General features: G+C 37.3%; 11 protein-coding genes. 6 read left to right on the forward strand and 5 right to left on the reverse strand.

The window, feature by feature from the left end; translation table 11 throughout:
• Positions 1-179: 179 nt before the first annotated feature.
• Complete coding sequence (gene pepT / locus BMX63_RS05630; RefSeq protein WP_093132837.1) at positions 180-1,415, reverse strand: peptidase T; 1,236 nt, start codon at positions 1,413-1,415, stop codon at positions 180-182.
• A gap of 437 nt (positions 1,416-1,852) precedes the next feature.
• On the opposite strand from pepT, the gene BMX63_RS05635 reads away from it, so the two are divergent.
• The gene (locus tag BMX63_RS05635; protein ID WP_425441455.1) at positions 1,853-2,443 is read left to right on the forward strand and encodes a GNAT family N-acetyltransferase; all 591 of its coding nucleotides are present in this window, start codon (positions 1,853-1,855) and stop codon (positions 2,441-2,443) included.
• Between the two features lie 166 nt (positions 2,444-2,609).
• Complete coding sequence (locus BMX63_RS05640; RefSeq protein ID WP_093132839.1) at positions 2,610-2,813, forward strand: hypothetical protein; 204 nt, start codon at positions 2,610-2,612, stop codon at positions 2,811-2,813.
• Between the two features lie 170 nt (positions 2,814-2,983).
• Here BMX63_RS05640 and BMX63_RS05645 read toward each other — a convergent pair whose 3' ends face one another.
• Together BMX63_RS05645 and BMX63_RS18730 are read right to left on the reverse strand one after the other, a co-directional pair.
• The gene (locus tag BMX63_RS05645) at positions 2,984-4,951 is read right to left on the reverse strand and encodes a TRAP transporter permease (RefSeq protein ID WP_245732743.1); all 1,968 of its coding nucleotides are present in this window, start codon (positions 4,949-4,951) and stop codon (positions 2,984-2,986) included.
• Between the two features lie 189 nt (positions 4,952-5,140).
• The gene (locus BMX63_RS18730) at positions 5,141-6,154 is read right to left on the reverse strand and encodes a TAXI family TRAP transporter solute-binding subunit (protein ID WP_093132843.1); all 1,014 of its coding nucleotides are present in this window, start codon (positions 6,152-6,154) and stop codon (positions 5,141-5,143) included.
• Between the two features lie 281 nt (positions 6,155-6,435).
• On the opposite strand from BMX63_RS18730, the gene gndA reads away from it, so the two are divergent.
• Positions 6,436-7,848 carry an NADP-dependent phosphogluconate dehydrogenase gene (gene gndA, locus BMX63_RS05655; RefSeq protein ID WP_093132845.1) on the forward strand — a complete coding sequence of 471 codons (1,413 nt, stop codon included), beginning with the start codon at positions 6,436-6,438 and terminating at the stop codon, positions 7,846-7,848.
• Positions 7,849-7,895: 47 nt separating this feature from the next.
• Here gndA and BMX63_RS05660 read toward each other — a convergent pair whose 3' ends face one another.
• The gene (locus tag BMX63_RS05660; protein ID WP_093132848.1) at positions 7,896-8,510 is read right to left on the reverse strand and encodes a cyclase family protein; all 615 of its coding nucleotides are present in this window, start codon (positions 8,508-8,510) and stop codon (positions 7,896-7,898) included.
• 73 nt (positions 8,511-8,583) lie between these two features.
• The gene (gene zwf, locus BMX63_RS05665) at positions 8,584-10,089 is read right to left on the reverse strand and encodes a glucose-6-phosphate dehydrogenase (RefSeq protein WP_093132850.1); all 1,506 of its coding nucleotides are present in this window, start codon (positions 10,087-10,089) and stop codon (positions 8,584-8,586) included.
• A gap of 206 nt (positions 10,090-10,295) precedes the next feature.
• Here zwf and BMX63_RS05670 point away from each other — a divergent pair, with 206 nt between their 5' ends.
• From BMX63_RS05670 to BMX63_RS05680, 3 genes are all read left to right on the forward strand, one after another.
• Entirely contained in the window at positions 10,296-11,228 is a 933-nt protein-coding gene (locus BMX63_RS05670; protein WP_093132852.1) for an ABC transporter ATP-binding protein, read from the forward strand.
• Complete coding sequence (locus BMX63_RS05675; protein WP_093132854.1) at positions 11,221-12,453, forward strand: ABC transporter permease; 1,233 nt, start codon at positions 11,221-11,223, stop codon at positions 12,451-12,453. Before BMX63_RS05670 ends, BMX63_RS05675 begins: the two co-directional genes overlap by 8 nt.
• A 191-nt stretch (positions 12,454-12,644) precedes the next feature.
• A complete protein-coding gene (locus tag BMX63_RS05680; protein ID WP_245732733.1) occupies positions 12,645-13,625 on the forward strand; it encodes a bile acid:sodium symporter family protein in 981 nt (326 codons plus the stop codon).
• Positions 13,626-13,633 lie beyond the last annotated feature (8 nt).

Here is a 13,633-nt window from a genome sequence, read left to right on the forward strand (position 1 = left end):
GGATACATGTAAGAGATTGGACGGTTTAGTTGAAGAAATAATAGAAATAGGAATAGCCTGGTTCATTGTATTGAGCCAGGCTATTCCTTAATAATGAAAAGAGCCGCAACATATCGTGTAAGTTGACAGTTTGAAGTTAGATTTCGTGATAGGATCGAACTGGATATAATTATATACCGCTAATATGCTTTTTCCTCAAATAATTTAGCGATTTCAATAACGGTTTCTGTCGCTTTTATCATATGATCAACAGAAGCAAATTCGTATTTACCATGGAAGTTTTCTCCCCCAGTGAAAAGGTTAGGGGTAGGAAGCCCTTTATACGATAGCTGTGAACCATCCGTTCCTCCGCGAATGGGTTCTACCACAGGTTTAATAGCTAGATTTTCCATTGCCTCGTAAGCAATATCTACAATCTCTTTAACGGGCTCGATTTTGTCGCGCATATTATAATATTGATCCTTCATATCCAGGATGATGTTTTCTTCGCCATATTTATCCTGTAGTTCCGTTACAATATCCTTTACGGTTTGTTTCCGTTGCTGAAATTTATCCTTGTCGTGATCTCGGATGATGTAGGCAAGCCTACTTTCCTCAACATCGCCTTCAAAGGAAAGTAAATGATAGAATCCTTCGTAATTCTCGGTATATTCAGGTGCTTCCTCGCTTGGCAATTTGCTGTTTAATTCCATGGCTATCTTCATAGAGTTGACCATTTTCCCTTTAGCTGTACCAGGATGAACATTGTTGCCTTTAATGGTTATTTTGGCAGCGGCTGCATTGAAGCTTTCATATTGCAGCTCACCTAAAGGGCCGCCGTCTACCGTATACGCATAAGAGGCATTAAATCGTTCTACATCAAATTTATGTGGACCCCGGCCAATTTCTTCATCAGGAGTAAAAGCTATCCTGATTTTTCCGTGTTTAATTTCTGGATGCTTAATCAGATAATCCATTGCAGTCATAATTTCCGTGACGCCTGCCTTATTATCCGCACCAAGAAGGGTAGTCCCGTCTGTTGTGATGAGGGTATGCCCTTTATAATTTGAAAGATTAGGATATTCATCAGGAGAAAGAACGATATGTAATTCTTCATTCAAGGGAATATCTTTCCCATCATAATTTTCCACTATTTGTGGTTTAACATTTTTGCCTGTAAAGTCTGTAGCGGTATCCACGTGGGCTAAAAAACCAATTGTGTTGACTTCTTTGTCTGTGTTTGCAGTGAGTGTGGCCATTACGTAGCCATTTTCATCAATTGTAACCTCGTCCATCCCGATTGCTTTTAGCTCTTCCACTAGTTGATTGGCTAATGTAAGCTGCCCGGGTGTAGAAGGACATTCTTCGTTGTTTTCGTTTGATTGGGTGTCAACTTTTACATAAGAAGTAAAACGATCGATAATATCCTGTTTCAATTCTTTCACCTCTGTTTTTTTATTTTAATACTAGCATAAACCTTTAAGAGTAAAAAAGAAACGGGGATGCTTGTGCATAAAAGGTTCCATATTCAGATGCATATAGCTTAAATGGCATATAAAATGACGCGAGAATTGGTCGCGTCATTTTTCCTATTATATCAAGGTTTTTGATTGTTTTAATACAATTTGACATACAAAATGACAATTGTTTTTTTCATAGGACAATAAGTATTGTACACACAAAATAGTACGTCAATTTCGGTGCCATTTAGACTGTTAAATAAATCGACTTTATTCCAAAACCTCCCATTTCCTTGATATAATTATTTAAAAGTTTGTTGAACTAACGAAGCAGGATACTTGAATAAAAGCATTGTAAGAAATATTATTATTTGAAATAATTGTATTGAACTAACGTGTTTGGATAATGAAAGATGGAAAAATTAAAACAGAGGGAGAACAACAAAGTTTTGCTTACACACAAAGTTGATGAGGAAGTTTATTTAAGGTTATTTAATGAAGATGATGCGGAGGAATTTTACAATTTAACAATTGATTCAAAACCATATTTAAAAGAGTGGCTTGGTTGGCTTGATTATATAGAGAGTGTTGAAGATTCTGCTAATAACATAAAGGCTAGACTAAAAGGGTTTGTAGAAAATGGTGGTTATCCAAAGTCATTTGCTATTATTTATAAAGGAAAAATAGCTGGTACAATAGGGTTTAACGACTTAAACAAAACTAATCGAACTGGTGTTATGGGTTATTGGTTAGGTGAAAAATTCCAAGGAAAAGGTATAATGTCAAAGGCATTTAAAACTGTAATAGAATATGGTTTTACAGAACTTGAGTTAAATCGAATTGAGGTTAGTGTCGCAGTTGAAAACAATAAAAGCAGGGCACTACCTGAACGATTCGGATTCACAAAAGAAGGTGAAATAAGACAAGCAGAATGGCTATATGACCATTATGTTGACCACGTTATTTATGGACTGTTATCTGAAGAATGGAATGGGAAGCATTAGTTCGATGTTAAACTAAAAGGGTGCAATAGTTGAACAAGGCGATCAACAAATTGATCGTCTTTATTTTATCCGATAAATAATTGGAATATTATGTTGACATTAGTTTAGGAGATATTGAGCTAACGAGAAGGGATTGTTTAAATATTTAAAAAGGGGAGGAGAAAGTTTGCCAAGGCTTTTAAGAATAATGTTATTTTGGACGCTTGTAATTCCAATCATCATTACTATCCTTCGTATTATTACAGATTATATTTTGGGCAAGGACATTGAACTGCTATCGTACTTACCAGTTTTCTTAGGCATATCTGCTGCGGGATTGATTTTTGCTGGACCATTAAATTATTTTATATCAAAATCCAAAGAAAATTAAATTTATTTAATAACACTGTTCCACTAACGGGTGGCTTTAATTTAAAAAGGATCGTCTTATGATTTAAGACGATCCTCATTTTCTATGATGACATTTAGTGTGTCATTTATATGGGTTTTTAAAAATGTACCTCAAAACGGAACCCTTTAGCTTGTCATCTCCCGTTTTCTTTAAGCCTGTAAGGGTTGCCCAGGTCCATGTTTTGGCATGTCATCTTCCCGACGTGATTGAATAAACCAAACCACTCCAATTAGAACAAAACCTAAGATATCGACATAGTGATTAGGTGAAATCAGCATGAGACCGGCTGCAACTAAAATCAGGCGTTCCCAGACAAAAGCTTTGCGTTTGAAGTACCCCATTACCGAACTGCTTACGCCGATCATACCTATAAGGGCTGTAATGACAGCTATAATCAGTTCAATCGTTGTGAAGTCACCAGATTGAACTAAGATAGGGTTAAAGACAAAGATATAAGGAATAATAAAGGCTGCTATGGCCAGTCGTACCGCTGTTGTTCCAGCCTTAAATGGATTAGCTCGTGCAATACCCGCACCTGCATAGGCTGCAAGACAAACAGGTGGTGTAATATCAGCCACAATACCGAAATAGAACACAAATAAGTGGGCTGATAACATGTCAACGCCGAATCCGTTAATTAATGCAGGAGCAGCTACAGTTGCTGTAACAACATAATTTGCCGTTGTAGGCAGACCCATACCTAAAATGATACAAGCAATCATGGTAAATAATAGTGCTAATGGCAGGATACCTTGTGATAAAGCGATAATACCAGAAGCAATTTTACTTCCTAATCCTGTCATTCCAACAACACCTGCAATGATTCCAGCTGTACCTACAGCTGCAATAACAGGAAGTGCGACACGAGTACCTTGTTCAAGAACGAAAATGATTTTTTTGAAAGACATGCGCGTGTCTTTTCGTACAAAGCTGGCTAGGAATGCAACTAAAATCCCCATTAATGCTGCTCTTTGTGGTGTGTAACCGGCAAAGAGTGTACCGATAATAGCAACTAACGGTAATAGCATGTATCCTTTTGTTACAAGCAGTTTTTTAGCGTTTGGAAGCTGATCCTTAGGCATTCCAATGATTCCCTGCTTTTTCGCCTCAAAGTGTGTCCCCATAAAAATTCCGGAGAAATAGAGCAAGGAAGGGATTAACGCTGCTAACATAATGGTTGCGTAATCCGTACCCGTATATTCAATCATAATAAAGGCTGCTGCACCCATAATGGGAGGCATTAGCTGTCCACCTGTTGATGCCGATGCTTCAGCGGCTGCAGCAAATTCCGGTTTGAATCTAGCTTTTTTCATCATTGGAATTGTAAATGATCCTGATGCAACGGTGTTCGCAATAGAACTACCTGAAACCATCCCCTGCATAGCACTAGCGGCGACGGCTGCTTTAGCGGTACCACCAGTAAAACGTCCTGTAAGGGCATAAGCGATATCGTTAAAGAATTGTCCTATTCCTGTATGGACTAATAAAACGCCAAATAATAGAAAGAGGAAGATAAATTTAGCGGATACTTGTACAGGAATACCAAATACTGCATTTTCTCTGAACCATAAATCCGTAAATACTTTTTCAAAAGAAAAGCCAGCGTGTGAAAGCATATTGGCAGGAATTATATTTCCAAAGAGTGCGTATAGAATGGTAACAGAAGCAACAATAACGATAGGCAGACCTACACACCTTCTCGTTGCTTCTAATAAAAGGAGTACCCCTAAAACGGAAACAATAATATCCAGTGATGAATACCCGTGAACACGGGCATCTAATATGGCATCAAACTGAATAATTTTATAGTAACCAACAAATATAGCTGTAAATGCTAAGATGACATCATACCAGGGGATTCCATTTTTATGCAGTCCTTTTTTAACAGGATAGAGTAGAAATATAATCCCCAGTGCTGTTCCTACGTGAACGGCACCCTGGATTTGCGATTGTAATGTTCCATAATATCCAGTATATAAATGGAATAAGGTTAAATAGACACCTAAGAAAGTAACAATCCAGGCCCATTTGCCAATGTTTTTCCGGTAGTTACTTTCACGATCATATTTTTCTAATAATTCCTGTTCGGATAATTGTTCACCGTTTTCGTCAGTGATTTCCGATGTGAAACGCTGGTCTTCTTTGGTGTTGTCTCGATGATTTTTATTGTTGTTCGCCACACCTTTCACCACCTTTAATAATAGTAACTTGAATAAAAGGGGGACCGGACACGCTGTGTCAGGTCCCCATAATACATTCATTTTATAATTTTTTTAATTATCTTACAAGTTTCATGGATTGGTAAATTATTCAGCTAGTTCCTCTATACTATTAATTCCTGTCTCTTCACGGGAAATAATTTGCATAACTTCCGGGTAAATATGACCGATAAATGCAAAGTTTTCAACAGGCTCACCTTCGAATTCACCTTCACCATTGTAAGCGTCTTGAGCTGGTACGTGTACAGTCATACCTAAGTCCATATCACCTTGACTAATGGTAGCGAGGTTTTCTACGGAAGCGCCTGTTTCAGTTGCTGTAACATTTACACCATCGATGTTATTGCTCCAGATAGTAGCCATCTCTCCACCTAGTGGATAATAGGTACCTCCAGAACTACCTGTACCTAGAATAAATTCTTCTTTGCGACTGTCTTCTGTAGCGGTTACTTCAGCTTCCTCTGATTCTACAGTTAATCCTTGCTCTTCGTAATATTTTTTAGCACCAGGGTGGATTGGAAGTCCCTGTGATCCATTTAAAGCATTTTCTAGTGTTGTGTGGTCTGATTGAGCGTGGGTGTTTTCATCAGCATGTTCAACGGAGATTTTTGCTAGTTGATAAGCTAGTTCATTATCAATCGTATCAGTGTTACCGACTAAAACCGCATATGCAGTAACTGTTTTAACATCCTCTTCTTGGAAGTCATAAGACCCAGCTGGAATTGTGTATTCTAAATAACCAAGGTTTTCTTCTACATAATCAATCGTTTCATCTGATAGGCTAATTAGTTTAGCGTCACCAGAGGTTGCCTGAAGATCATCTACACTACCTGCTGGTAAGCCTAATAATCCTAAAGAAACATCAATGTTACCGTCCTGTAATCCATCTTTGGCATCACCAAATCCTTCTTCATAAGCTGTATAATGTTCGCCTTCTTCTAATCCGGCACCTTCAAGGATAACGTTAGCAGCTGCCTGCGTACCACTACCAGCAGGTCCAATAGCAATATTGGCATCGCCTCCGCCACCGCTTCCACTATTACATGCTGCAAGTACAAGTGCCATGATAGAAAAGATTACAAGAGTAATAGTCCTTTTCATCTAAATTCCCCCTTAAAATATTTATATGATTCTCAATGAAAACTCATCTTAATTGAAAACATTCATTGAGAACGTTAACAACGAAGAGTATGTAAAAAAGTTTACACTATCTCAATACTAATTCATTTTAACACAAAAATCTCATCTGTGCTAAATTTTCTTATTAAAATTAGATTGTAACTTATAAAGAACACAAAATCTGTTAAGTCATAATTTCACATTATGCACTACATACTATAAAATAGAGAAGGATGAATGTAAGATAAGAAAGGATGAACAACATGTCAAAACAGCAAATTGGTGTTGTGGGTGCAGGTGTAATGGGAAAAAACCTGGCTTTAAACTTTGAAAGCAAAGGATATTCAGTAGCATTATATGATATATCTGAAGAAACCATTACTAAGGTACTAGAAGAAAATCAAAATATTAATTTAGAGGGGACAAGTAATCTAGAGCAATTTATTGGAATGCTTGAATTTCCGAGAAAGATATTATTAATGGTCCCTGCCGGAGATATTACCGATCAAGCCATTGATTCATTACTGCCTCATTTAGATCCTGGTGATATATTAATGGATGGTGGAAATACATATTTTGAAAACACAATGCGAAGAAATGAATATTTAGCAAGCCGCGGAGTTCACTTTTTGGGAATTGGTGTGTCGGGCGGTTCAGAAGGTGCCCGAAAAGGTCCATCCCTTATGCCTGGAGGAGATCAGGAAGCGTATAAAAAGGTAGCCCCAATGTTAAAGGATATTGCAGCTAAAGAGGAGGGTGACCCTTGCTGTTCGTATATTGGGCCAAACGGATCCGGTCATTATGTAAAAATGGTGCATAATGGCATTGAGTATGGGGATATGCAATTAATTTGTGAGGCTTATTTCTTTCTTAAGCATACTTTACAGTTATCAAATGAAGAGCTTCATGAGATTTTCTCTGAGTGGAATCAAGGTGAATTGGACAGCTATTTGATTGAAATTACGGCTGATATTTTTACAAAGATGGATGAAGAAACAGGTAAGCCATTAGTCGATTTAGTATTAGATACCGCTGAACAAAAGGGAACCGGTAAATGGACAAGTCAAAGTGCGTTAGACCTGGGTGTTTCTCTTCCAACCATTACAGAATCGGTTTTTGCAAGGTTTATGTCAGCGCGCAAGGAAGAGCGTGTAGCTGCAAGTAAAATGCTGCATGGTCCTGATATTAAGCAGGATTTAAACCTGGATAAAGAGGAGCTTGTGGAAGCAGTCCGCCAGGCTTTATACATGAGTAAGATTTGTTCTTATGCACAAGGGTATGATCAATTAAAAGCTGCCTCAGAGGAATATGAATGGAATTTGAATTTTGGAGAAATTGCGATGCTTTGGAGAGAGGGCTGTATTATAAGAGCAGGCTTCTTACAAAATATTAAGGATGCTTACGACCGGAATCCGCAATTAGATAATCTAGTGCTTGACGCTTATTTTAAAGAAGTTGTTGAGTCCTATCAGTCATCTTTACGTAAAATTATATCTGTTGCTGTACAGCAGGGGATTCCAGTACCAGGATTTTCAGCAGCCCTTTCCTATTATGATAGTTACCGTACAGAAACACTTCCTGCTAATTTATTGCAGGCACAGCGCGATTATTTTGGTGCACACACTTATAAGCGAATGGATAAAGAAGGTACGTTCCATACAGATTGGCAGAATTAAAGAAAAAGGGGAGATCAGGATGTCCTGACCTCCCCTTTTTCTATATCCTATTTTTCAAATAATAATACACGTGCTGGTGATGCATCAATTCCACTTACTTTAAGAGGTGATGCCACCATATGGTAAGTATCCGGTTCTACTTCTTTAAAAGTTAAACCTTCAATGACAATAATGTCATTTGAAAATAACGTTTTGTGAGTGGGATGACCTTCCTGAGAACGTTCAATACCTAAAGAATCAATTCCTACCCCTCGAATTTGCTGGTCAGCTAAATATTTCGCTCCACTTTCTTTTAAAAAGATAAAATTAAAGTTAAATTCTTCATCGAAAGTATTTTTTGTTTTAAATAAAACGAAATCGTTCTTTTGGATATTTAAATCCTGTAAATCATTTGCTGTAATGCCGTCCTCAACATGTGTTAAATCAAATACTTTCGCATCGCCGATTAATTTGTCCAATTGAATGGTTTCAAAGGTTTCACCATCATTAATCATATGGAGAGGTGCATCAATATGAGTACCTGTATGTGCATCTAGTTTAATAGTAGATTCTGTAACATGTCCATTTGTTACGGTGTTGAATTCAGGCTGTTTTTCGGGTTTGTTTTTGTAAACAGGCATTCCCTTATAAATTGGCAGCGTAATATCATACATTTTACTCATTATTCTCAATCTCCTTTTATCTTACTTGTCTAGCTGCATGACCCTTAACAGATGTCATTAAGCTTCGTATTGTTTACTCATCGAGAGACCACCAATGGAATCCGTCCTGGGCTAAGAGATGATCTGATTCTTTAGGGCCCATGGATCCTGCTTCGTAGTTTGGAAACTGTGTAGCCTTTTTCTGCTGCCATGCATTGTCAATTTCATCAACATACTTCCAGGATAATGCAACCTCATCCCAATGAGTGAAGTTCGTTGCATCCCCTTTAATCGCATCATGCAATAGCTTTTCATAGGCTTCCGGAGTATTAAGCTTATCGGTAGAATTATGAGCATAGTCTAATTTTACCGGCGTTGTTTGTGGACTGTAATCCAGCTTTTCCCCGTTTAAAACAATGGAAATTCCCTCTTCTGGTTGTATATGAATAATTAATAAGTTCGGATGTACCTCATCGTTAGACTTGTAATATAAATTCATAGGCATGTCTTTAAATTGAATGACAATTTTTGTTGATTTTTCAGCCATTCGTTTACCTGTTCTGATGTAAAAAGGTACACCTGCCCATCTAAAGTTGTCAATTAGTAATTTCCCAGCTACAAAGGTTTCCGTATTTGATTCAGCGTCAACGTTAGGTTCACTCCGATATCCAGGAACTTCCTGATTTTTAACTGCTCCGGGACCATATTGACCCCTGACAAAATATTGATCAATCTGATCTCCTGATATAGGGCGTAATGCTCGTAACGCTTTTATTTTTTCACTGCGAATTTCATCTGTAGATAAACGGATAGGGGGCTCCATAGCTAAGAGTGCCACCATTTGGAGGATATGGTTTTGTACCATATCTCTTAAGGCTCCCGACTTATCGTAGTACCCTCCTCGTTCTTCTACCCCTAAGGTTTCACTGGAGGTAATTTGCACATTAGAGATATACCGATTGCTCCATAGTGGTTCAAAAATAGCATTAGCAAAACGGATAACTTCAATGTTTTGTACCATTTCTTTACCTAAATAGTGATCAATACGGTAAATCTCATCTTCTCTAAATGCTTCACGTATCTCATTATTCAGCTTTTTCGCTGAAGGAAGGTCATGACCAAACGGCTTCTCAATCATCAAGCGGTTCCAGCCAGTTTCATTTGTTAGACCTTCAGATTTTAAGTAAGAGGCAATCGTTCCAAAGAATTGAGGAGCCATAGCTAAGTAAAACATGCGATTTCCTGGAATGGAAAATTTGCCTTCTACTTCGGTTATTAGTGAATGTAAATTTTGATAAGATTCTTTACTTGTAACATTTAGAGATATGTAATGGAAATGGGTTAAAAAGTCATCTAAATCATCGTTGACTTGTATTTTTGATTCTTTTAAAGAGTCTTCTACTTTCTCGCGAAGTGTCTCATGACTCCATTCCCGTCTTGCTGCTCCGATTACTGCAAAATGTTCCCCTAATTCGCCTTTTGTATATAAATTATAAATGGAAGGAAACAATTTGCGTTTGGCTAAGTCACCTGTTGCGCCAAATATTACAATTGTACATGACGTTTGATTCTTGCTTGTCAATGTTATCCTCACCTTCATATATCTGTACTTTTTTCTCTTCTTAGCATAGCCAGATACGATTGTTTTAAATGAATTCCTTCAAAAAGTATAAAACTTTTAGTACGTGATATCAATTTTTTTACGTTATCCAATAGGATTAAAGATAAATGTAAGCTCATTGCAACCTTTTCTCACTGGAAGACGTATAGTAGTGGAAGACAAAAATGTGCAAAGGAGTGAATGTTATGGAGAAGGTTTTAACAGTAGAAAATCTCGGAAAGTCTTTCAAAGATACAAGAATTATTCGAGATATATCCTTTGGTGTAAATAAAGGAGAAATCATGGCTGTCCTAGGGCCAAATGGCGCAGGTAAAACAACAACCATTCGTAGTATTATGGGGATTATGTATCCTGATGAAGGAGATATTCAATTTCATCACTATCAATCAAAGGGAATACCTAGGCATAAAATTGGATATTTACCTGAAGAACGCGGTTTATACAAAAATGTAAAGGTTATGGATATTCTGCTTTATTTTGCTGAACTAAAGGACTATCCATTGAAGAAGGCTAAGCTTCGTGCACTGGAATATCTGAAAAAATTCGGATTAGAGGGAAAAAATCAAGTCTCTATTGAAGAATTATCAAAAGGAATGGGGCAAAAAGTTCAATTTATTGCTTCCATTATACATGAACCAGAATTACTTATTTTGGATGAGCCATTTTCTGGTTTAGACCCGGTCAGTCAGGAAGTATTTAAGGAAGAAATTAAAGAATTAGCACAAAAGGGAACAGCAGTATTATTATCCTCTCATCAGATGAACCTGGTAGAGCAATTATGTGATCGCTTATTTTTAATTCATAGAGGTCAGAAGGTTATTTATGGAACGATGGAGGAAGTAAAGAAGGAATATGCTAATTTTAAATGTACGATTCAGGGGAATAACGATATTCAGAAATTAGAACGTATTTCAAAGGTCCAACGGGTTGAACAGAAAGAAAACAAGAGTATTCTATATTTAATGCAGGATGTACATATTCCATCATGGTTAAAACAGTTGCCGGATGATATAGATATTCAGGAGTTTACAGTCGATCGGGTTTCATTACACGAAATATTTGTTGATATTGCTACAGGTAAGGATGAAATTGGGGAAGAAGGTGAATTGCATGCGTAACAGTTTAAAAGTTGCTAAATGGGAATACAAACGAAATATGAAAAATAAGTCGTTTATCATCTCATTGTTTTTGACCCCTGTTCTTTTTTTAGTGTTTTTTAATTTACCTCTTTTATTTGATAATGACCAAGCTGAAGAAGAAGGTTCACAAATCTACGTTTATGATGAATTGACTGTGTGGAGTAGTCTGAAATCTCAACTTCCTGAAGAAACAACCGAGAACTGGCACGAAATCGATACATACATGACAGAAGATGAAATCATGCAGAAATTAAATGAAGCAGAAAATACAGCTTATATTATGCTAACTGATCAGGTGTTAGAAAATGGTTCTGTGAAGGTGTATATAAGTGATGACTTAGATGAAAATTTCGTTTATCAGACGAATATTCTTGAACAACCATTACTAGCACAAAGGTTAGCAGATCTTGGTTTAACTCAGGAAGAAGCACAAATTTCAGCAAGTGGCATTGGTTTTGAAACGGTTACACCGGAATCGATAGATAAGGCACAGAGTGAGGGAAGTAATAGTGCAAACATGTTAGAACGTATAGTTCCTGTATTATTTGCCGGAGTCATTTTATTTTCCATTTTGATAACAGGAATGATGATATTCCAGAGTGCCTCACAGGAGAAAAAAGAAAAAGTGGCAGAAATTGTTTTATCGTCATTGACACCTGAAGAATTAATGAAGGGAAAAATTTATGGTTATTTTGGATTGGGAATTACACAGGTAGCTGCCTGGGTCGTAATCATTCTTCCTTTTCTAGTATGGAGAGTAGATGTACCATTTCTTGAGTATTTATTTGTTCCTGAATTGTTATTGTTATTATTTATTGCCATAGCGGGCTATCTTCTATTTGCATCTATATTTGTAAGTATTGGAGCAACTGTTGAAGATATGAACAGTTCGAGCAATTTTCAGGGAATGATGTTTATGCTTCCGTTCTTACCTGCTATTTTTTTCGGTCCGATAATGTCAGATCCAAGCGGTATAGTGGCACAAATAGGAACCTTTTTTCCGATTACAACACCGGGTGTGTTGTTAATTCGGCTGGCTTTACTTGAGACCTGGCCATGGGTGGAAATTATCATAGCCATCGTTGTTTTAATCGTCAGTATCTGGGTATTTATGAAACTTGCTGGCAAGATTTTTAAAACAGGTATTTTATTGTATGGAAAGGATGCTACACCAAAAGAGATTTGGAAATGGATTCGACAATAATCGATTTTTGCTATTTGAGATAGACTTGAATGAATGTATACAATACCGTCCATAATTTGCTGCCAGAAGCTTAAATTGTACGATGATTTAGGCTTCTGGTAAATTTTTTCTAATCCCTTTCCCTTGTGTACTATAATAAAATATATCCAGATAAAATGTAGTTTTTAATTGTAGAAGTAAGGGGATTTATTATGATGTACTGGTTGCAACAAATAAACAGTATCTTACAAAAAGGAATGCCTCTCATTACGCCGCTTGCAGTAGTAACAGGGGTTTTACTGGCTGATTGGCTGGCGCCTCTTGAGTTTTTAGTTCCATGGATTTTTGCGGTTATGACGTTTTCAGGTAGTCTTGGTTCTAATTTTATGGATTTAAAAAGGGTTATGCACCATCCATTGCCTCTGATTATCAGCCTATTGATTCTACATCTGGTTATGCCGCTGCTAAGCTTTGGGGTTGGCCATCTTGTTTTTTATGATGACCCTTATTTTGTCACAGGATTTATTCTGGCCTTTATAATTCCAACTGGTATTACGAGTTTAATATGGGTTTCTGTGCATAAAGGGAATGTTGTGCTAACGTTGTCCATTATATTAATCGATACTTTATTGGCGCCGTTTATTGTTCCCGGACTGCTCTATTTGTTTATCGGCTCAGCAGTCCAAATGAATGGGACTGATATTATGATTGGTCTGTTCTGGATGGTGGTAATTCCATCGCTCTTTGGAATGGGCCTAAACCAATGGACCAATGGGAAAGCGAAGGATCATTTAGCACCTGCTCTTGCTCCCTTTTCAAAAATAGGAATCGGTATGGTAGTTGCCATTAATAGTTCTGCGGCTGCAGCCTATTTTAGAAATATTGACTGGCAGTTGGTTTTAGTTGGTTTGGTCGTTTTATGCATGGCCATTATAGGCTATGCACTAGGGTGGTTGTCTAGTAAAGGATTAAACGTTAACGAGGCAACCGCTATCTCCCTCATGTACAATAATGGAATGAGGAATATTAGTGCAGGTGCAGTCATTGCAATCACCTATTTTCCTGCTCCAGTAACAGTTCCGGTTATTGCAGCTATGCTTTTTCAACAAGTATTAGCTTCCTTCTCAGGTGGTGTGGTGGAGAGGTTACTTACTCATCACGAAAATAATCTATCAAGGATTGAAAACTTGTAAACGATTTG

This window comes from Salinibacillus kushneri, from assembly GCF_900111405.1.
Classification (GTDB): domain Bacteria; phylum Bacillota; class Bacilli; order Bacillales; family Alkalibacillaceae; genus Salinibacillus; species Salinibacillus kushneri.